Origin of the sequence: Pseudomonas sp. WS 5021 (assembly GCF_012985535.1) — a bacterium.
Taxonomy (GTDB): Bacteria; Pseudomonadota; Gammaproteobacteria; order Pseudomonadales; family Pseudomonadaceae; genus Aquipseudomonas.
In genome coordinates this window covers 737,799-757,417 of the sequence record NZ_JAAQWP010000002.1, presented here as the reverse complement: position 1 = coordinate 757,417, position 19,619 = coordinate 737,799, and the positions used below count along the sequence as shown (strand labels likewise).

General features: G+C 60.4%; 16 protein-coding genes and 1 riboswitch. Of the genes, 8 read left to right on the top strand and 8 right to left on the bottom strand.

Annotated features, from left to right (window positions below; translation table 11 throughout):
* Window positions 1-278: 278 nt before the first annotated feature.
* From mntP to HBO19_RS09535, 3 genes are all read right to left on the bottom strand, one after another.
* Window positions 279-842: a manganese efflux pump MntP gene (mntP, locus tag HBO19_RS09545; protein WP_170041471.1), complete on the bottom strand. Its 564-nt coding sequence runs from the start codon at window positions 840-842 to the stop codon at window positions 279-281.
* 7 nt (window positions 843-849) lie between these two features.
* Window positions 850-1,019: riboswitch (yybP-ykoY riboswitch) on the bottom strand.
* A gap of 52 nt (window positions 1,020-1,071) precedes the next feature.
* Window positions 1,072-2,457: a sensor histidine kinase gene (locus HBO19_RS09540; RefSeq protein WP_170057385.1), complete on the bottom strand. Its 1,386-nt coding sequence runs from the start codon at window positions 2,455-2,457 to the stop codon at window positions 1,072-1,074.
* Window positions 2,454-3,116, bottom strand: coding sequence for a response regulator (locus HBO19_RS09535; protein ID WP_170057384.1), 663 nt, complete (start codon window positions 3,114-3,116; stop codon window positions 2,454-2,456). Before HBO19_RS09535 ends, HBO19_RS09540 begins: the two co-directional genes overlap by 4 nt.
* Window positions 3,117-3,275: 159 nt before the next feature.
* On the opposite strand from HBO19_RS09535, the gene HBO19_RS09530 reads away from it, so the two are divergent.
* The 5 genes from HBO19_RS09530 to HBO19_RS09510 are packed head-to-tail and all read left to right on the top strand — an operon-like array spanning window position 3,276 to window position 8,029.
* Window positions 3,276-3,542: a PepSY domain-containing protein gene (locus tag HBO19_RS09530; protein WP_170057383.1), complete on the top strand. Its 267-nt coding sequence runs from the start codon at window positions 3,276-3,278 to the stop codon at window positions 3,540-3,542.
* Complete coding sequence (locus tag HBO19_RS09525; RefSeq protein WP_170057382.1) at window positions 3,542-4,087, top strand: cytochrome b/b6 domain-containing protein; 546 nt, start codon at window positions 3,542-3,544, stop codon at window positions 4,085-4,087. Before HBO19_RS09530 ends, HBO19_RS09525 begins: the two co-directional genes overlap by 1 nt.
* Window positions 4,088-4,137: 50 nt before the next feature.
* A complete protein-coding gene (locus tag HBO19_RS09520; protein ID WP_170057381.1) occupies window positions 4,138-5,424 on the top strand; it encodes a sialidase family protein in 1,287 nt (428 codons plus the stop codon).
* Window positions 5,424-6,002: a hypothetical protein gene (locus HBO19_RS09515; protein WP_170057380.1), complete on the top strand. Its 579-nt coding sequence runs from the start codon at window positions 5,424-5,426 to the stop codon at window positions 6,000-6,002. Before HBO19_RS09520 ends, HBO19_RS09515 begins: the two co-directional genes overlap by 1 nt.
* Entirely contained in the window at window positions 6,002-8,029 is a 2,028-nt protein-coding gene (locus HBO19_RS09510) for an LTA synthase family protein (RefSeq protein ID WP_170057379.1), read from the top strand. The genes HBO19_RS09515 and HBO19_RS09510 overlap by 1 nt, the downstream gene beginning before the upstream one ends.
* A 998-nt stretch (window positions 8,030-9,027) precedes the next feature.
* Here HBO19_RS09510 and HBO19_RS09505 read toward each other — a convergent pair.
* From HBO19_RS09505 to HBO19_RS09495, 3 genes are all read right to left on the bottom strand, one after another.
* Entirely contained in the window at window positions 9,028-11,493 is a 2,466-nt protein-coding gene (locus HBO19_RS09505) for a TonB-dependent siderophore receptor (protein ID WP_170057378.1), read from the bottom strand.
* Window positions 11,494-11,590: 97 nt separating this feature from the next.
* Window positions 11,591-12,553 (bottom strand): FecR family protein, encoded by a 963-nt coding sequence (locus HBO19_RS09500; RefSeq protein WP_170057377.1) that lies wholly within the window; start codon window positions 12,551-12,553, stop codon window positions 11,591-11,593.
* Window positions 12,550-13,065 (bottom strand): sigma-70 family RNA polymerase sigma factor, encoded by a 516-nt coding sequence (locus tag HBO19_RS09495; RefSeq protein WP_346266485.1) that lies wholly within the window; start codon window positions 13,063-13,065, stop codon window positions 12,550-12,552. Before HBO19_RS09495 ends, HBO19_RS09500 begins: the two co-directional genes overlap by 4 nt.
* Window positions 13,066-13,245: 180 nt before the next feature.
* Between HBO19_RS09495 and HBO19_RS09490 the strand changes: the two genes are divergently transcribed.
* A complete protein-coding gene (locus HBO19_RS09490) occupies window positions 13,246-13,800 on the top strand; it encodes an adenylate kinase (RefSeq protein WP_170057376.1) in 555 nt (184 codons plus the stop codon).
* A gap of 42 nt (window positions 13,801-13,842) precedes the next feature.
* Here the strand turns inward: HBO19_RS09490 and HBO19_RS09485 are convergent, their stop codons facing one another.
* On the bottom strand, window positions 13,843-14,406 hold the full coding sequence (locus HBO19_RS09485) for a recombinase family protein (protein ID WP_170041467.1): 564 nt from the start codon (window positions 14,404-14,406) through the stop codon (window positions 13,843-13,845).
* A 318-nt stretch (window positions 14,407-14,724) separates the two neighbouring features.
* Between HBO19_RS09485 and HBO19_RS09480 the strand changes: the two genes are divergently transcribed.
* The gene (locus HBO19_RS09480; RefSeq protein WP_169951462.1) at window positions 14,725-15,792 is read left to right on the top strand and encodes a fatty acid desaturase; all 1,068 of its coding nucleotides are present in this window, start codon (window positions 14,725-14,727) and stop codon (window positions 15,790-15,792) included.
* A 140-nt stretch (window positions 15,793-15,932) separates the two neighbouring features.
* The gene (locus HBO19_RS09475) at window positions 15,933-17,078 is read left to right on the top strand and encodes a serine hydrolase domain-containing protein (protein ID WP_169951464.1); all 1,146 of its coding nucleotides are present in this window, start codon (window positions 15,933-15,935) and stop codon (window positions 17,076-17,078) included.
* 117 nt (window positions 17,079-17,195) lie between these two features.
* Here HBO19_RS09475 and HBO19_RS09470 read toward each other — a convergent pair whose 3' ends face one another.
* Complete coding sequence (locus HBO19_RS09470; RefSeq protein WP_170057375.1) at window positions 17,196-19,601, bottom strand: TonB-dependent receptor; 2,406 nt, start codon at window positions 19,599-19,601, stop codon at window positions 17,196-17,198.
* Window positions 19,602-19,619 lie beyond the last annotated feature (18 nt).

Genomic DNA, 19,619 nt, shown 5'->3' with positions numbered 1-19,619 from the left:
AAAGTGTTAGGTAGTGAGCGCCGGTGGCAAGTACTCCAACTGTTAAATAACAAGGTAGTCGCGCGCAGGTGTTGTGGGACGCAGGGGCTGTCATCGAGAGAGTTACACGTATTCAAGAGTCTGTATGGCGCTGACTTTAACGACTCATGAATGTGCAAATGTGAAAAAGATGTTTGAAGTGGCTCATATTGCCAAAGTGTAATTTTAGTGTTGGCTAGTTGTTATAAGTCACCTATAGAAAGGGGCAGTCGGTCCCTTTCTATAGGATAGATGGAGGATTAGACCGACAGGTGCTCATACAAAATCGTCGCACCCACTATCATCAGCACGACCCCGCCCACGATCTCTGCGCGTTTGCCGAACATCGTGCCGAGGACCCGGCCGAGCATCACACCAATGGTGACCATGGTCATGGTCGCCAGCCCGATGGCGGCAGCGGCCACCCAGATGTTCACATCGACAAACGCCAGCCCGACGCCCACCGCGAGGGCATCGATGCTGGTGGCAAATGCGGTGACGGCAAGGACCAGGAAGGAGTGCTGGGCGCTTTTCTCTTCGGCCTCGTCTTCGTGCTTGAGGCCGTTGTAAATCATGTGCAGGCCCAGTACCACCAGCAAGGTGAAGGCGATCCAGTGGTCCCAGTCTGCCACCCAGCGCGTGGCGGCCTGGCCGATCAGCCAGCCGATAATCGGGGTAATGGCTTCGATGACGCCGAAAATCAAACCGGTACGCAGCGCTTCCGACAGGCGTGGTTTGTGCAGGCTGGAGCCTTTGCCGATCGCGGCGGCAAAGGCGTCGGTGGACATGGCCAGGGCCAGGAGAATGAGGGAAACAGGATTCACGGGCGCTCTTCCAGTCGGGCTATGAGTCAACGACACAACCACACGCCCGACTTTAGGCATGGATGTGTCGCTGGTCTCACCAACCAAAAGGTGTTCGTACCACGGCAGGTTGCCGAGAATGTTGATACGAACGCTTGCGAAAGACTCGCAAGCAGGCTACTCCCCAACGAGGTGCGGGATCTTATGCGGGCAAACATGAAAAAAACGTCAAAACCGCCCCGCGGGCTGCTCAACCTTTCTGAAGCGGCGCGCCCTCGTTGATCCGCAGTTCAGCGCACAGCCCGCCCTGGGGCAGGTTGTACAGCTGCAAGGTGCTGCCGATCTTGCTGACGATCATCTGCACAATCGCCAGGCCCAGCCCGGCGCCATTGGCATGCCCCTGGCTGTAGAACCGCTCGAACAGGCGCGCATATTGACCTTCGTCGATACCCGGGCCGGCGTCCTCGACACTGATGTACACCGCCCCCGACGCCTGCGGTTGCACCTGCACGCGGACCTCGCTGCCGGGTGGGGCGAAGTTCAACGCATTGGTCACCAGATTTTGCAGGGCGATCGCCAGGGCGACGGGGTCGGTCTTGACCAGGCAGTGGTGGTCGCTGTCGAGGATCAACTCGATACCTTTTGCCAGCGCCAGGGGCGTCAGTTCGGCCAGTTCCTCACGCACCAGCGCGGTCAGTTCCACATCGCATCGATCGGGGTTGGCCAGGCGCGGCTCGATACGCGCCATGGTCAGCAACTGGCTGGCAATGCGTGTGGCGCGGTCGACGGCGCTGACCAGGAACTCCAGGGCTTCCTCCCGTTGTTGTGGGGTGCTGGCCAACTGGGCGTTTTGCGCATGGATCCGCAGGATCGCCAGGGGCGTGCGCAATTCGTGGGCCGCATCGGCGATAAAACGGCGCTCCCGCGCCAGCAGGTTGTCGATCTGTTGCAACAGGCGATTGAGCGCGGTCTGCATGGGCTCCAGGTCGTGGGGCAGGGGGCGCAGGTTGAGCGGCTTGAGGGTTTCGGTATTGCGTCCACGGATGGTGTGGGCCATTGCGCGTAACGGCTGCAACCCCCAACCGATGGTCAGCCAGATCAAGGCGGCCAACAGCGGCACGCCAATCACACTGGGCCACAGCGTATGGCCGACGATGCGCTGGATCAGGTCCTGGCGGATGTCATCCCGCTCGCCCACCCAGATCAGCAGCCCTTGCTGCGGATCCTTGAGCAGGAAGGCGCACCAGTCATGACCGTTCTCCACCAAGTCGTGGGAACCGAGGGTCGCGGGTGGTGCCTTCAGTTCCGGGGCTTCTGCCGAGCGCACCAGCAACTGGCCGTCACTGCGCCATACCTGGAACGTCAGGCGGGTCTCGTAAGGGTGCGCCGCGCCATCTTCGCCCACGCGGCTCATGGCGGCGTCGAAGGCCTGGTAGAGCCGGTTCCAGTCGTTGTCACCCGGCGCGCGCTGTGCCAGCACGCCTTGCAGCAGGCGCGCACTTTGCGCGAGCTGGGCGTCATACACTTCTTCGATCTCGTGGTGGCTGTCGCGCAGCACCAGCCAACTGATCAGCACATCGCCCAACAGGACGAGGATCAGCACCGGCACCAGGATGCGTGTGCGTATCGAGGTCATGGCTTGAGTTCCATCACATACCCGACGCCGCGCACCGTGCGGATCAACTCGGTCGAAAGTTTTTTGCGCAGGTTATGGATCAGCACTTCCAGGGTGTTGCTCTCGACTTTTTCCTGCCAGCCATACAAGGCGCGGGACAGGCGCTCGCGGGTCACCACGTTGCCGGGGCGCGCCAACAGTTGGTGGAGCAGTTGGTACTCCATCGGCGTCACCACCACCGGGTTGCCATGCCAGGTGACCTGTTGGCCAACCGGGTCCAGGCACACGCCCGCATGCTCCAGCAGTGGCTGCGCGCGCCCGTGGCTGCGCCGCAGCAAGGCACGGATGCGTGCCTTGAGTTCGTCGACATCGAAGGGTTTGACCAGGTAGTCGTCAGCCCCGGCATCCAAACCGGCAATCCGTTCGGCGGTGCCGTCACGGGCAGTGAGGATCAAGACCGGCAGGTTCAGTGGCTTGTCGCGCAGTTGGCGCAACAGGGCCAGGCCGTCGAGGCGTGGCAGGCCGAGGTCGAGCAGCAACAGATCGAAGCTTTCGCTGCATAACGCATGCAACGCGCTGGCGCCGTCCTGCAACCAGTCCAGGGTATAGCCCTCGCTGCTCAGGGCGACGCGGATGCCTTGGCCGAGGGCCCGATCATCTTCGACCAACAATAGGCGCATGGTGTGTTCCCGGGTGTGATATCGGCGGCATCATGCCGCTGGCGAGGCGGTGGTGGCAGCCCGGGTGACGAGAAACATGTAACCACTCATGTCCAACTAAGACTTGGTTAAGATTGGTTTTGCACAGTGGGGCCTTCCTCACCGAGCGAGAGTGTTTCCATGGGCAAAATTCTGTTGTTGTCGCTGATTGTCGCCAGCCCCCTGGCCCTTGCCGGCCCGCAATGCACCACTGCCGAACGCTCGCAATGGCAAGACCCGCAGGCGTTCCAGGAGCAGTTGAAGGCCCAGGGCTACCAGATCAGCAAGTTCAAGGTCACCGATGGTAACTGCTACGAGATCTACGGGTTCGACAAGGACAAGCGCAAGGTCGAGATCTACCACGATCCGGTCAGCGGCAAAGCGGTCAAGACCGAGATCAAGGGCTGATGCCGGGCAACTCCATAGCACTGTGGGACCCGCTGGTGAGGCTGTTTCACCTGTCCATCGCCGGGGTCTTTGTCGCCAACTACTTCTTTACTGAAGCCGGTGACGACTGGCATGTCTGGCTTGGCTACTACGCCATGGGCTGGCTGCTGGTACGGCTGCTGTGGGGTTTTGTCGGGCCACGCAGTGCGCGCTGGGCGGACTTCTGGCCGACCCCGGCAAGGCTCGCCGCCCATGTGCGTGCCCTGCGCGCCAGGCGCCCGGAGCATCGCCTCGGGCACTCGCCGTTGGGCGCACTGGTAATGCTGTTGATGCTGCTGGCGATGCTGACGGCGGGCCTGAGCGGCTGGGCCATGGAGGAGGTCGATGCCTTGTGGGGCGCCGATTGGCCGTTGCAGGTGCATGAAACCGCGGTCGATGGCCTGCTGGTGCTGGTCTGCCTGCATATCGCAGCGGCGGTAGTTGAAAGTGTCCAGGTACGCGACAACCTGCCGTTATCGATGCTGACCGGTCGCCGGCGTCGGTTGCCGGATGATGCTGCGCACTGAAGCCGCTGTCCTGTGTTTACTCCCCACCCTGCATTTGCCATGAGTCCACTATGCGCATGCTGTCTTTTCGCTTGAAATTGATTGTTGCCAGCCTGGCGCTATGCCTGGTCTTCTGGGCGGCCTGGCGCAGTCATCCGGCCCATGTCCTGGCGCCTTTCGCACGGCCTGCCGTGCCTGTGGCCGCCAGCGCCGAGCCGGTCTACAACAGCCGGTTCGTGTCCTCGCAGTTGGATGACTTTGTGCATTCGTCGTCGGTCACCGCACTGCCGGGCGGCGACTTGATGGCCGTGTGGTTTGCCGGCTCGCGCGAAGGCGCCGCCGATGTGCAGATCCGCACCGCACGGTTCGACGCCAAGACCACGGAGTGGGGCGCCGAGCAGGTGTTGGCGACCCGCGAGTCGACCCGTGATGGCACCGGGCGCTACATCCGCAAGCTGGGCAACCCGGTGATCGCCCTCGCGCCGGATCAGCGCCTGTGGATGTTCTATGTGTCGGTGTCTGTCGGAGGCTGGGCCACCAGTGCGATCAATGTGATGGTTTCCGAGGACCTGGGGCGCAACTGGTCGGCGCCGCGGCAACTGATCACCTCGCCGTTTTTCAATGTCAGCACGCTGGTCCGCGCCGCGCCGGTGTTTCATGCCGATGGCTCGATTGGCTTGCCGGTCTATCACGAACTCATGGGTAAGTTTTCCGAGTACCTGTACCTGAGCGCGGACGGCGCGGTGATTGATAAATTTCGCATCAGCCGGGGCAAACATTCGCTGCAGCCGACCATTGTGCCCCTGGATGAAAGGCGCGCCGTGGCGATGCTGCGTTATGCCGGCGACACCCATCACCGCGTGCTGGCCAGCCGCACCGATGATGCCGGGCAGACCTGGAGTGAGCCGTACCCACTGGAACCGGCCAACCCCAACTCGTCCCTGGCGGCAGTCGGTACTGCCGGCAACGGCCTGCTGGTGGCGCTCAACGATCTGCGTGACGGGCGCTTCAAACTCAGCCTGTATGGCACCGACACAGACCTCAATGACTGGCGCAATGTGATCGAGTTGGACCAGTCACCGGATCCGCTCGGCCAACCCTTAGCCCCCGAGGCCTACAAGGCGATCATCGGCGCCGGCTTCCGAGCCTCCAGCGGTGCGCGGCGCCTGCCGTTGGAGCAACGTTTCCTGAGCAGCCTCGATTACCGGGTGTGCAAGCCTCGGGGCTGTGATTTCGAGTACGAATACCCGTATTTCAGCCGTGGCCAGGACGGCGTGTATCACCTGGTTTATTCATGGAATAACACCTTCATCAAGCATGTCAGCTTCAATGAAGCCTGGCTGGCGGAGCGCCTGTGATGCTGTGGCAGGCCCATTTAACCTTCATCCTCCTGGGTTTTGTCTTGCTCGGGTCGCTGCGTTGCCTGCAGTCCTGGCGCCCGTGGCTGTTGCCCGGGTTGGCGTTGGTCAGCTTCATCCCCCTAAATGGCCTGCCGCTGGCGGCCTACGTGCGCAGCTTTACCGACGATTTGGCAATCAGCACCCTGGTGCTGTTGGGCGGGGCAAGCCTGGTGCGGCTGGGGCTGGTCGAGCCGCAAGCGCCTCGGGCGCACGCCCAGGTGCTGCTGCTGTTTGGACTGCTGGCGGCGCTGTTGTACCCGGCCACCATGGGCCTGACGTACTTCGACCCTTATCGCTGGGGCTTTAACCCAAGGCCGATGATTGTGCTTGTCGCGCTGCTCGCCTTGGGGCTGTTGTGGCTACGCAATGGGTTGGCGGTGTGGATGCTGGCGCTCGGCACACTGGCCTTTGCATTACGCCTGAAGGCGTCGGAAAACTACTGGGACTACCTGATCGATCCGCTGCTGGTGGGCTATTGCCTGGTGGCGGGCGGCGTGCTCTGCCTGAAGAGCGTCAAATTACATAGAGGTCAATGATGGGGTGGTTGCAATCGCGGCGCCTGCGCTATGGCGTAGGGGCGATAGGCCTGGCGTTCTTGCTGTTTGCAGGGCTGCGGCTGGTGTTTGTGCTGGGGTTTTCCGGCTTCGATCCTGCGCAGTTAGCAGACAACCGACAAGCGCTCGAAACCCTGGGCATCGGCTTGCGTTTCGACCTGCGTCTGGCGGTGCTGCTGGCGTTGCCGTTGGCGGTGCTGGCATGGATACCGCGCTGGAACCTGGTGCGCGTCGCAGGGTTGCGCGCAGTGGCGCGGGGCTATTGGCTACTGGCACTGGGTATCGTCGGTTGGCTGTACATCATCGACTTTGGCCATTACGCCTACCTTGGGGTGCGGCTTAACGCCAGCGTGCTGCGTTACCTGGACGATGCACAGATCTCGCAGCAGATGGTGTGGCAAACCTACCCGGTACTATGGATCGCCCTCGGCTGGCTGCTGGTGCTGGGTGTGTGGTTCTGCGCGTTCGTGGGGCTCGAACGCCGGACACTGGGGCGTACGCCGCGAGCCATTCGACGCACTTCACTGGCGTTCGGCGGCGGCCTGGGCTTGATCGCCGTGCTGTTGGCGCTGCTGGGTCGAGTCGAAAACCTCAACTTGCAAAACCCGGTGCCGCTGCGCTGGAGCGATGCGTTTTTCTCCGGCAACGGCAAGATCGCGGCACTGGGTTTGAACCCGGTGCTGTTTTTCTACGACACGCTCAAGGCCGGGCAGGCGCAGTTCGATGAGCCGCAGGTGCGCGAGCATTATCCGGTGGTTGCCCATTACCTGGGCGTGGACCGCCCAGACCCGCAAAGCCTGACGTTCGAGCGTGAGCAAAAGGCGCAGCCGTACCGGCTTGGCACCACGCCGAACGTGATGTTTGTGATGCTTGAATCCCTTGGCACCAGTGCGGTCGGCGCCTATGGCAACCCTCTGGACCCGACGCCAAACCTCGACCGGCTGGCGAGCCAGAGCTGGTTCTTCAAGCATTTCTATGTGCCGGTCACCGGCACCGCAAAGACTGTGTGGGCGAGCATCACGGGCGTACCGGATGTCACGCGTCAGGAGACGGCGACCCGCCACCCTCTGATCACTCGCCAGCACACGCTGATCAACGCTTTCACCGATTACCAGAAGCTGTACATGATTGGCGGTAACGCCGGGTGGGCCAATATCAATGCGTTGATCCAGCAAAGTATCGATGGCGTGCGCTTGTATGAAGAACGCGATTGGCAATCGCCGCGAGTGGATGTGTGGGGCATCTCCGATCTGGACCTGTTCAAGGAAAGCGACCGGATCCTGCGCGATCTGCCCCAGGGCCGGCCGTTTTTTGCCTATGTCCAGACCTCGGGCAATCATCGCCCGTTCACCATTCCCCCGGACAATGACGGTTTCAAGCGCAGCAACCTGTCCCTGGACCAGGTGCAAGCCGCCGGCTCGCGCAGCGTCGAGCAGTACAACGCAGTACGCCTGCTGGACTTCAATATCGGCAAGCTGATGGAGATGGCCAAGGCGGGCGGTTATTACGACAATACGATTTTCGTGTTCTTTGGCGACCACAACACCCGTATCAGCCAGATCCCCCATATGCCGCCGGCTTTCGAACAGTTAGGCCTGGAAAGCAACCATGTGCCGATGCTGATTCACGCCCCGGGCCTGCTCAAGCCCCGGGTGATAGAGCAAGCCGTGGGGCTGGCCGACCTGCTGCCGACGGTCGCCGGGATGGTGGGTGTGGCGTTCAACAATGGGGCGATGGGACGCGATATCCAGCAACCTGCCCCGGAGGGTGAACGCGTGGTGCCGCTGGTCTTGCGCGAAGGTACCTTCCCGCTGATCGGCGGGGTCACCCAGGATTATCTGTTGCAGATGCAGCATGACGGCAGCGCGCCGACCCTGCATGACCTGCGCTCCCTGACCCCGCTGGATAATGTAGCGGCGCAAAACCCCGAGCAATTCCAACGCCTGGTCGACCTGACCCGGGGCCTGCATGAAAGCGCGCGGTTGATGCTGTACCGCAATGTGCGCTGATGGCGGCTGGTAGACCGCTATCGCCGGCAAGCCAGCTCCTACATTTGATTGGTGATGTGGCGCAGATTTTCAGCCCTGCCGCGCCCCCTGTGGGAGCGGGCTTGCCGGCGATGGCGGTGGTTCAGCCGCAGTATCTGGTGGCTGGTAGACCGCTAATCGCCGGCAAGCCAGCTCCTACATTTGATTGGTGATGTGGCGCAGATTCTCAACCCTGCCGCGCACCCCCTGTAGGAGCCGGCTTGCCGGCGATGGCAGTGGTTCAGCCGCAGCATCCGGTGGCTGGTAGACCGCTATCGCCGGCAAGCCAGCTCCTACATTTGATTGGTGATGTGGCGCAGATTTTCAACCCTGCCGCGCCCCCTGTGGGAGCGGGCTTGCCGGCGATGGCAGTGGTTCAGCCGCTGTATCTGGTGGCTGGTAGACCGCTATCGCCGGCAAGCCGGCTCCTACATTTGATTGGTGATGTGGCGCAGATTCTCAGCCCTGCCGCGCCCCCTGTAGGAGCGGGCTTGCCCGCGATGGCGGTGGTTCAGCCGCAGTATCTGGTGGCTGGTAGACCGCTATCGCCGGCAAGCCGGCTCCTACATTTGATTGGTGATGTGGCGCAGATTCTCAGCCCTGCCGCACCCTCTGTAGGAGCGGGCTTGCCCGCGATGGCGATGGTTCAGCTGCAGTATCTGGTGGCTGGTATACCGCTATCGCCGGCAAGCCGGCTCCTACATTTGATTGGTGATGTGGCGCAGATTTTCAACCCTGCCGCGCCCCCTGTGGGAGCGGGCTTGCCCGCGATGGCGGTGGTTCAGCCGCAGCATCCGGTGGCTGGTAGACCGCTAATCGCCGGCAAGCCGGCTCCTACATTTGATTGGTGATGTGGCGCAGATTCTCAGCCCTGCCGCGCCCCCTGTGGGAGCGGGCTTGCCCGCGATGGCGGTGGTTCGTGGTAGACCGCCATTGCAGGCAATCCAGCTTGGGGTCTGTGCGAAATCTCCTGCTGGTGCTTAGAAGGAGTATTTGGCCGTTACCGTGAAGTTACGCGGGGCACCAAACACGTCATACGGGCTCCAGGTCGAGTTGCTGGCGATGCCCTGGTAGTACTTTTTGTCGAACACGTTATTGATGTTCAGTTGGGTATCCAGATGTTTATTCACTTGGTAACCCGCCATCAGTCCGACCAAGGCGTAGGCATCCTGTTCGATATGGAACTTGCCAAACACGTTGCTGCCTTTGTTGAACGTTGCGCTCTGGCTATAGAGGTTGGCGCCGATGCGCCATTGGCTCATGTCGCCTTGCAGATGGTAGGTGGTATTGGCCTTGAACATATGGCGCGGGACGTCGGTGTCGAACAGGCTGCCTTCCTTGCTCTTGTCCGCATCTTTTTCGTACTTGGCCTGGGCGAAGGTATAGCCGGCAGCCACTTGCCAGTTGGGCGTCAGGGCGCCGTTGATCTCAAGTTCCAGTCCCTGGCTGCGCACCTTGCCGGCGGCTTCATAACAGCTGTAGCTGCCGGCGGGGATCACTCGGCAGACACTGGCGTCGGCCACTTCCGCTGCACGGTTGAGCTGGTCGATCTGGAACAGCGAAGCGCTGGCGTTCAGCGCGCCGCCAAAGTATTCGCCCTTGATGCCCACTTCGTAGTTTTCGCCGGTGATCGGCTTGATCCCGGCACCTTCGCCGTTCTTCTCGGTCTGGGGCTGGAAGATGTCGGTGTAGCTGGCATACACCGAGTGGTTGTCGTCCAGGTCATAGATAACCCCGGCATAGCGGGTGACGTGGCGCACTTCCCGGGTTTTGCCCGAGGTGTAGTACTGGTCGTTGGTCTGGTCATAGATCGAGGTGGCGTCGTACCAGTCCAGGCGCGCGCCGAGAATGACTTTCAGCGGGTCGGCCAGGTTCCAGCGGGTGGTCAGGTAGAGACCTTCCTGATCGACTTTGTCATTGAGGGAGTAAACGTCCGGAACGGTCGGTCTAGCCAGGCCCTTGGGGCTGAAGCCGTTGATGTCCGGCACGCTGATGAACACGTGGCCGCCGGTGGCCTCGGTCTTGAGCTGGCGCTTGCTGGCGCCCACCACCAATTCATGCTGGCGACCTAGCAGCGAGAAAGGTCCGCTGGCGAAAAAATCATAGGTGGACTGATCAAAATCACGGCCCTGGTTGAAGACGCGCTGGCGGTAGGTGGCGTCGTTGTTGCGTTCGAGGACGGCGCCCATCATCTTGAATTCCGACCAGTTCTTCGAGGCGCCCAGGTGCAGGCGCCAGTCGTTGTCGAAGCGCTGGTCCAGTTCGACGAACACCGTCTTATTGTCGACGTCCTGGTGCGACCAGCTATAGCCGAAGGTCTTGGAGCGCGAGAAGCCCATGTGGCTACCGTCGGTGTTCACCGGCAAGCCGCCCCAGTTGATGTTGTTATTGTCGTTCTGGTCGGACGCCCCCACGGTCAGGGTCGTGCTGTCGCTCAGGTCGAACTCGCTGATGCCGTAGAACACGCCGCGTTCGCGCCCGGCGTAATCCTGATAGCTGTCCTTGTCGTTGTAGGCGCCGACAAAGCGCCCGCGTACCGTGCCGCTGGCATTGACCGGGCCGGAAACATCCAGCTCGCTGCGGTAGTTGTCCCAACTGCCGGCACTGCCACTGATACTGGCCTGGAATTCCTTGGTGGGGCGTTTGCGCACCATGTTGATGGCGGCCGACGGATTGCCGGCGCCCTGCATCATGCCGGTGGCGCCGCGCACCACTTCGACGCGGTCGTAGGGGGCCAGGTCGGCAGTGGCGACCCAGTCGGCGTTGTAAGTGGTGGGCAGGCCGTCAAACATCAGGTTGGTGATGGGGAAACCACGGGCGAAATACTCGCTGTTGGCCGGGCGCGAGGCCGACAAGCGCAGCCCGGGCGTGGCCTGGACCACATCGTCAAGGCTGCGCATGCCCTGATCGTCCATGCGCTGGCGGGTGATCACCGTCACCGACTGCGGCGTCTCGCGCAGGGACAACGGCAGCTTGGTCGCAGTCTGCATCGCCCCTGTGGTGTAGGAACCGCTGTTTTCAGTGGTCGAGCCCAGGGCCAGGCCGCTGACGGTGGTCGCGCCCAGTTCAACAGCGCCGGTGGCTTGGCTGCGGGGTATCAGCAGGTAGTTGCCGCTGGCATTGCGCGTAACGGCCAGACCACTGTCAACCAGCAGGCGGTCCAGACCCTCATGCACCCCAAAGTCACCCCGCAGCGCCGGCGCGCGCTTGCCCTGCACCAGGGCTGGATCAAAGGGCAGGGTGATCCCGGCTACCTGGGCGAAGCTGTTGAGCGACTCTTCCAGCGCCCCCGCGGCCAGGTCGTAGTGGCGGCTATCGGCCTGTTCGGCCTGCACGGCAAAGCTGGCCAGCACCAGGCTGCTCATGCCACCCAGCAAAATGCTCTGGAGGGTGAGCGCAAGAACGCTGCGTTGCAGGGGCCGGGGGGGATTCAAAGGGTGGGACATGAACGGTAAGCTCCTTACGAATGACGAGGTGTATTGCCTGTCTGTCGAAGGGCTTGGCAAAACCCGTAAAAGTTTTTGCGATTTTTTCTCATCCGGCTTAACGAGCGAGGACACGGGTCCAAAGCGGGGTGAAGCGCTCGATGCGCACCGGCAGCGAATCACCCAGGGCACTCAAGGCACGGTCGATGTCGTCGAGCTGGAACACGCCCGACACCTCCAACTGCGCGACGGCCGGGTCACAGTGCAACCAGCCGTGGCGATAACGCGCCAGTTCGGCGGTCAGGTCGTGCAGGCGCATGCGTTTGGCCACCAACTGCCCACGGGTCCAGGCGCTGGCGTTGAGGGGGCTGGCTTCGACACGGTGGCTGCCGCTGGCATCAATCAGGTATTGCTCACCGGCAGCGACCCGGATCGGCTCGCCTTTTCCATGAATGGCCACCACGCCGTCCTCGACCTGCAGGCGCGTGCCATGCGGCTCGTCACGCACCGCAAAGGCGGTGCCGATGGCTTGCAGCTGTGCATGCCGGCTGCTGACCCAGAAGCTGCGGCGCCCGCCGGGTGCGGCACTGTCCTTGCCGGTGTCGATGAAAATCTCGCCACGCCGCAGGGTGATCAGCCGGCGCTGGGCGCTGAATTGCACATCCACCGTACTGGCGGTGTTTAGTTGCAGGCGGGTGCCGTCAGCCAGCAGGAACTGGCGTCGTTCGCCGACCCCGGTGGCATAGTCCGCGCCCCAGGGCACCAGCGTGCTGTCGCGCAGCGACCAGCCGGTAACGCCGCTGGCAAGCAGCCCCATGCCCAGCAACTTGAGCGCTTGGCGCCGGCTGCGCTGCCCGCTGTTCAGGCGCTCCAGCGTGTCCAGTGCCACGCTGCCGGGCAGCGCGGCCAGGCTCTGGAAGGGCGTGTCGATTTTTTGCAGCGCTTGCCAGGCGGTTTCATGCAGCGCATCGGCCTGGCGCCAGCGTTGGCAGGCTGCCAGGACCTCGGGGGTGGCGCCGCTGGATTCGATCCGCACCAACCAACCGATCGCCTGATCGAGCACGCCATCAGGAACGCTCATCGTTGCGCCAGGTAGCAGTGGCGAATGGCAGTGGCCATGTACTTCTCCACCGAGCTGAGGCTGATCGCCAGGCGCTCGGCGATGTCCTTGTAGCTGAGGCCTTCGAGCCGCGACATCAGGAAGGCCATGCGCACTTTGGGCCGCAGGCCATCGAGCAGGGCGTCGACGCGCACCAGGGTTTCCAACAGAATCAGTTGCGATTCCGGCGACGGCACCCCAGCTTCCGGCAGGTGGGCAATGGCTTGCAGGTAAGCCCGCTCGACCCGTTGGCGGCGCACGCGATCCACCAGCAACCCATGGGCCACTGTGCTCAGCCACGCCCGTGGCTGACGCAACTCCTGCAACCGCTGCGGCTTGCCGAGGATGTGCACAAAGGTGTCCTGGGCCAGGTCGGCAGCGTTGTCGCCGTGACGCAGTCGCTTGCGCAACCAGTCCAGCAACCAGGCGTGATGATCGATGTACAGCGCGCGGATATCGGCGTGAGGGGCTGAAGGAGTGGGTGGCGACGACACGAAAAGCCTCCGCGCGATAACTGAATGCATTTGAGAATTTGTCGCATCTTAGTGCGGGGCGACGGGGTTCAGCAAGAACAAAAGGGGACAGATCCATTTAATTAAACAGATCCGCCCCCATTCCCGCTGCGTGGATAAAACTCGTAGACTCCAAAGCCGCTTACATTCATGGAGAGAACAGTGCGCATCTATATCACCGGCGCTTCGTGTGCAGGCGTCACGACCTTGGGGCAATCCCTTGCAGCGTCGTTGGGCGTACCCCATGTCGATGTGGACGACTTTTACTGGTTACCCACCAATCCGCCTTTCACAACCAAGCGACCACCCAACGAGCGCGTCTGTTTGATCAAGCGAACACTTGGCGATCAAGGCTGGGTGTTGAGCGGCTCTGCTGATGGCTGGGGAGAAGCGCTTATCAGCCATGCCAGCCTGATCGTCTTTGTGACGACACCAACACCTGTGCGCCTACAGCGCCTGGACCTGCGTGAAAAGGCGCGTTTTGGCGAACGTATTGCCCAAGGTGGCGATATGCATGAAATACATATCGCCTTTCGCGAGTGGGCCTCGCAGTATGACGACCCACTTTTTAGCGGACGCAATCGAGCGCGGCATGAGGCGTGGATTTCAAGGCAGGTGGTGCCGGTGTTGCCTATCAACGGGGAGAGCGCTGCCGAGCACATGGTTGCGGATGTGCTGCATGCGGTTTCGCAAATAGCCCTGGAGCCGGTCATCTAAGGGACATGCCATGGACTCTTCATTATGTGACTGACAAGTCCGCTATGTAGATCTCAAGTACCGATAAAGTGTCTGGCGACTGATTTCAAAATCGCGCGCTAGTTTAGATTTACTTTCTCCCGCACAGGCACGGTCAATTAAACTTACAACCTGATTGTCGGACAGTTTTTTCTTGCGCCCTCTATAAACTCCCCGCATCTTTGCGCGGGCAATGCCTATTGCCTGTCTTTCCATCGTCGCAGTGCGTTCGAACTCTGCGATCATCTCCATTACCGCAATGATGGGCTCCATAACTTCAAGGCAGTCGTGTCGGAAAACCAGGTTTTCGCTCAAAAACTCCAGGTTTACCTGCTTTTCAATCAACCGGCGAATCAGGGTACACAGTTGCTCGATGCTGGAGGTGAGCGCTGCCATGCTGTCGACAACCACGGTATCCCCGCACTGTGTATAGCGAATCAGCCGTTCAAGGCCTGGGCGATTTGCGGCATTGTCTGCAGCCTCATCGCAAAACACTGCGTCAAATACATCATGGCTCGTTTTTTTCTCCGCGCTACCCTCGGATTCTTGTAGAGAGAGCCGGAAATATTTGATGCGATGCAATCTCATAGTGCCTCCTTGGCAATACTTGTACGCAGTTGTTTTATCCTTGTACAAACTGTAACTAAATTATTAAAACTTACACAAATTCCTGTAACACTGAGCTCGCCCAAAATACACAGTTGCAAAGAATTGAACTTATCTTATCATTTTGAAGCTTGGAATGATCCTAACAAGTTTTCCGTAAACAGTCGATTTCATATTTATTGAGCGGTGCGCGTGAATTCGCGCAGTGAATTTGAATGTCTACTGTTTTATCGCTCAAACAATTGATGTGACCGGCTTGACGAAGCTGGTAATTCCCCGATGCAAGCAGAGGATGAATGGATGAAGGTCTTGGAAGAAGCCATCGAAATTGATCGCCTAAATACCGATCAGGAAAAGATTGATCATGTAACCCGGCGCATTACCGAACATGGGAACGACCTACGCAAGCGCTACCCGATCCTGCAGCATCAGGATGCTCTGGGAGCGAGTGTCATGGTGTTTTCCCTGGTAGGCATGGTGGTCACGGGAGGGCTCTATATCAAGGGTTTTATCCCTGGCTGGATGTGTATTTTTATTAACGCGCTGCTGACTTCTTTTATTCATGAAATCGAACATGATTTGATTCATCGGCTTTATTTCAGAAAAAAACCGCTGGCCCATAATGCCATGATGTTTTTTTGCTGGTTGGCGCGACCGGGAATGCCCAGCCCGTGGTTAAGACGCAGCCTGCACTTTCATCACCATAAAGAATCCGGAACTGACTCGGATGTCGAGGCCTGGATCACTACCAGTGGTAGCCCTTGGGGAATCCTGCGGTTGTTGAAACTGATGGATGGATTTGTCTTTGGTTTCCTAAACGCGGTTTTTGCTCCGGGATGGCGGCAAAAGGTAAGATTGTTAGGCAAAATCATTCGACTCAACACGCCGTTCGGCCTTGTGTACTGGGGGTGCTGGTATGTGTTCCTCGGCTACCACCTGTATGTCTGGCTTGGGTCAATCAGCGGGGCGCAGGTTCATAGTTCTGCGGCAACGCTGGCGCTAATGGAGGTGGTCAATAATGTAGTCGTCATTCTTATCGCTCCAAACCTGATAAGGCAGTTCTGCCTGTTCTTTGTAAGTTCAAATATGCATTACTATGGCGACGTCGCCCCGCGTAATGCGTTACAACAAACCCAGGTAATGAACCCTTGGTGGTTGTGGCCGTTCCAGATGTTCTGTTTTAACTTTGGCAGCACGCACAGTATTCATCACTTCGTTGTGAGGGACCCGTTCTATCTGCGTCAGATGACGGCGCCTTATGCCCATAAAGTCATGGCGCAGGCAGGTGTCAGGTTCAATGACTTCGGCACATACAAGCGTGCGAACCGTTTTTCCCTGGATCACTCGCAAACACGGTCGCGCGGGTGAAGTTCGCGAAAAGTATTATCAGCTGATAGTTACGGCCCAGCCGTAATCCGTAAATGGGGCTGCCAGGCGGCATGTTTCTTGTCGCCTGACAACTTTGTTAATGCTCAATAGCAATACTTCAAATGCGAGGAGTCTGAGGTATGAAGGCACAAGGGATGTGTGCAAAACAGTTCGAAGCGGTCAAGCAGGCTTTCGAGCAGATGTTTGATGATCCGCAGGAGCGTGGAGCCGGGCTTTGCGTGCAGGTAGGCGGGGAGATGGTCGTCGACCTGTGGGCCGGTATGGCGGATCAAGAGGGCACCCAGCCGTGGACGCGCGATACATTGGCCAATACCTTTTGCGTAGTAAAGCCCTATGTGGCGGTGGCGGTGCTGATGTTGGTCGAGCAGGGCAAGCTGGAGCTGGATGCACCCGTGGCCCGTTACTGGCCTGAGTTCGCCCAGAGCGGCAAAGCCCGGGTGACCTTGCGTCAGGTGATGAATCACACCGCGGGCCTGCCGGCGCTGCGCGCCCCCGACCACAACCCCATGATGTTTGACTGGGAACACATGATACGGGTGCTGGAGGCCGAGCCGCTGTGGTGGGAGCCGGGAACCGACCTGGGGTACGGCACCACCACCTTTGGCTGGATACTCGGTGAGTTGATTCGTCGGGTGGACGGCCGCGATGCCTGCGTCTTTATCCATGACGAGATTCTGGACCCTCATGACCTGGACGTTCACCTTGGCGTGGACGAACAGCACTTTCATCGTATCGCCCGGTTCGACAGTGCCACCGGGCGAGTCGGCGATCCTTACTCGCAAGCGTTGCGAGCAGTGCTGAAAAACCAGCCATCGCACATCGCGACATATGCCTTCACCAATCCCGGAATGGTGCCCAGACGCACCAGCGACCCTCGCTGGTGGGCCTATCGCCAACCGGCTGTGTGTGGACACGGTACCGCTCACGGCCTCGCCGGTTTCTACAGTGCGTTGCTGGCGGGAAACTTTATCGGGCGCGAAATGCTCCGTGAGTTCACCCAAGAGCACAGTCACGGCATGGATCGCTCATGGATGCGCCCAATGCGCTACGGCCTGGGTTGCATGCTGGAGCAGCAAGTCGACCCAACGGCTTCCCTTGCAATGGGCCCCCGCGCCTTTGGTCATCTGGGCCTTGGCGGCCCGGTGAGTTTTGCCGATCCCGACAGTCGCGTGAGCTTTGGTTTTGTCACCACGACCTCGGGCAGCCATACGATGATTGATCCGCGTCCTGGCCGGCTATCCGCACTTGTTTATGCGGCGCTTTGAAGGGGCGTTCATTTATCAGTTGCCTTTGCAGCTCGTCACTTGAGGATAAGGTCGACAAACTCGCGCCCTATCTATCCTGCTCATGTCCGTCCTTGGACATGAGCGTCGAGCCGCTTCTCAGAAGCTGTAGCGGGCAGTCAGTTTGAAGTTACGCGGGTCGCCGTAGACGTCGTACGGTTCATAGCCGCCGTTGGCGATGCTGACGTAGTAGGTACGGTCGAACAGGTTGTTTACGTTGACCTGCAAATCCAGTTGCTCGCTGGCCTTGTAGCCTGCCACCAGGCCGGCCACGGTGTACGAGCCCTGCCGGTTTTGCCATGCACTGGTACCGCTGCCCCCTGCGGTGCGGATCTGGCTCTGCTGATAAACATCACCGCCAATGCGCCAGCGTTGCAGGTCGCCGGGCAGGGTGTAGAGGGTGGACAGCTTGAATAGCTGGCGCGGCAGCCGGCGGTTGAAGTCCTGGCCTTCCAGGGTTGCAGTGGCGTCGTTGACGTACTTCGTCTGGGTGTAGGTGTACCCGCCGGCCAGTTGCCAGTTTTCGCTCAGGGCGCCCTGGATTTCCAGGTCCACACCGCGGCTGCGCACCAGGCCGGAAGACTCATAGCACTCACTGTTGGCGGTTGCACCGCAGCCTTTGACATCCGGCAATTGCTGGGCGCGGTTCTTCTGGTCAATCTGGAAAACCGCCAGGCTGGCGTTCAGTGCGCCATCAAAGTATTCGCCCTTGATACCCACCTCGTAGTTCTCGCCCACGATAGGCACCACCACTTGTCCACCGAGGCCTTTTTCGGTCTGTGGCTTGAAGATATCTGTGTAGCTGACATAGACCGAGTGATTGGTGTCCAGGTCATAGACCAGGCCGGCATAGCGGGTCAGATTGCGCGTGACCTTGTAGCTGCTGGCAGGGTTTGCCCTGCTTTGGAATTCGTACCAGTCCAGACGGCCGCCGAGAATCAGCGACAGTGGGTCGGTCAAGCGCAGGCGGGTGCTGGTATAGAGGCTGTCCTGAGTCGTCGTCTCGAGACGGCCGTCGGGGCCTTTGACGATAGTGGGCTTGGTGTGGCCACGCGGGTCCCACGCGAACAGATCGACGTTGCTGTCGATGAACCTTTCCCAAATCTTACCGGTACGATAATCCAGCTGGCGCTTGCTGACGCCCACGGTGAAGTCATGTTCCTGGCCCAGTAGCTGGAAGGGGCCGCTGAGGGCCAGGTCATAGCCTTTCTCTTTCTGCTCCATGGCCTGCGTCCATAGATAGTGGCGGTTGTATCCCCATATAGAGGAGGCCAGCACGTCGGTGTTGGTCATCGACTGCATGGCTGCCATGCGCAGCTTCCAGTCATTGGCGAAACCATGCTCCAGGGTCGCGAAATACCCGGTGGTGCGGTTGTCCATGTATTCATAGTCATGCCCCAGGAACGTGTCCCGGGGCAGTCCTAGATGACCACCGCCACGGGCCATGGGCAAACCGCCCCAGACGTAGTTGGTGTAGTCCTTCTGCCGGTAGGCCCCCAGCGTCAGCGTGGTGGTATCCGTCAGGTCGGCGTCCACGACGCCGTAGTACAGATCGGCGTCGCTCTCTACCGACTCGCGAAAGCTTTTCGAGTCCTGCCGCGAGAGCACCGTACGGGCACGCAAGGTGCCGCTTTCGTTGAGCGGGCCGCCAATGTCCAGGGTGCTGCTGTAATCGTCCCAACTGCCGGCACTGCCGGTGAGCACGGCCTGGAATTTATGGGTCGGGCGCTTACGCACCAGGTTGATCGCGCCAGCCGGGCTGCCCGCGCCCTGGGCCAGGCCGGTGGCGCCACGCACGATTTCCACCCGGTCATACATGGCCAGATTGGCTTCGCTGCTGGGCAGGTAGGTGAGGAAACTGGTGGGAAAGCCGTCGTACATAATGGTGTCGACGTCGAACCCGCGCGCGCTGAACGTGGGTCGCCCAACGCCGCCGGAGTTATTCAGGAAAAACCCCGGCGCGCTTTGGGCCACATCGCTGATGGTGGTCATGGCTTTGTCGTCCATGCGTTTGCGCGTGACCACGCTGACCGACTGCGGTGTTTCCCGCAAGGTCAAGGGGAGCTTGGTGGCGGTCTGCATGGCCCCGGTGGTGTAGGAACCGGTGTTCTCGGTGGTTTCACCCATCTGCTGGCCGACGATTGCCGTCTCCCCCAATTGCAGGGTGCTGCTCGATTCAGGGGCCTTTTCCAGCATCACGCTGTTTGCGCCGGTCGCGCGCCAGGTCAGGCCGCTGCCTTTCAAGACGTCAGCCAGTGCCGCTTCTGGCTCTTTGGGGCCGACGACTCCAAGGCTGTTCTTGCCGACTACCAGCGTGCCATCAAAAATCACCTGTAAACCGCTTTGAGCAGCCAGGCGGTTCAGCGCGCTCGCCAGGGGTTGCGGTGCAATGTTGAAAGAGTGAGGGGCAGCCACTGCCAGGCCGGATATCAGCACGCACAAGAGGGCGAGCGGGGCGGCGGACAACGATTTTATGTGCAGCCCTTCAGGTAACGGATGGTGCATCAGTGGTCTCCCTAATAC

Excerpts from the sequence above, each read along its gene's own strand:
- HBO19_RS09500 (WP_170057377.1), bottom strand. The coding sequence starts at position 12,553 with ATGAGCGTTCCTGATGGCGTGCTCGATCAGGCGATCGGTTGGTTGGTG.
- HBO19_RS09480 (WP_169951462.1), top strand. The coding sequence starts at position 14,725 with ATGAAGGTCTTGGAAGAAGCCATCGAAATTGATCGCCTAAATACCGAT.
- HBO19_RS09475 (WP_169951464.1), top strand. The coding sequence starts at position 15,933 with ATGAAGGCACAAGGGATGTGTGCAAAACAGTTCGAAGCGGTCAAGCAG.
- HBO19_RS09485 (WP_170041467.1), bottom strand. The coding sequence starts at position 14,406 with ATGAGATTGCATCGCATCAAATATTTCCGGCTCTCTCTACAAGAATCC.
- HBO19_RS09520 (WP_170057381.1), top strand. The coding sequence starts at position 4,138 with ATGCGCATGCTGTCTTTTCGCTTGAAATTGATTGTTGCCAGCCTGGCG.
- HBO19_RS09535 (WP_170057384.1), bottom strand. The coding sequence starts at position 3,116 with ATGCGCCTATTGTTGGTCGAAGATGATCGGGCCCTCGGCCAAGGCATC.
- HBO19_RS09510 (WP_170057379.1), top strand. The coding sequence starts at position 6,002 with ATGGGGTGGTTGCAATCGCGGCGCCTGCGCTATGGCGTAGGGGCGATA.
- HBO19_RS09530 (WP_170057383.1), top strand. The coding sequence starts at position 3,276 with ATGGGCAAAATTCTGTTGTTGTCGCTGATTGTCGCCAGCCCCCTGGCC.
- HBO19_RS09540 (WP_170057385.1), bottom strand. The coding sequence starts at position 2,457 with ATGACCTCGATACGCACACGCATCCTGGTGCCGGTGCTGATCCTCGTC.
- HBO19_RS09525 (WP_170057382.1), top strand. The coding sequence starts at position 3,542 with ATGCCGGGCAACTCCATAGCACTGTGGGACCCGCTGGTGAGGCTGTTT.
- HBO19_RS09515 (WP_170057380.1), top strand. The coding sequence starts at position 5,424 with ATGCTGTGGCAGGCCCATTTAACCTTCATCCTCCTGGGTTTTGTCTTG.
- HBO19_RS09470 (WP_170057375.1), bottom strand. The coding sequence starts at position 19,601 with ATGCACCATCCGTTACCTGAAGGGCTGCACATAAAATCGTTGTCCGCC.
- HBO19_RS09505 (WP_170057378.1), bottom strand. The coding sequence starts at position 11,493 with ATGTCCCACCCTTTGAATCCCCCCCGGCCCCTGCAACGCAGCGTTCTT.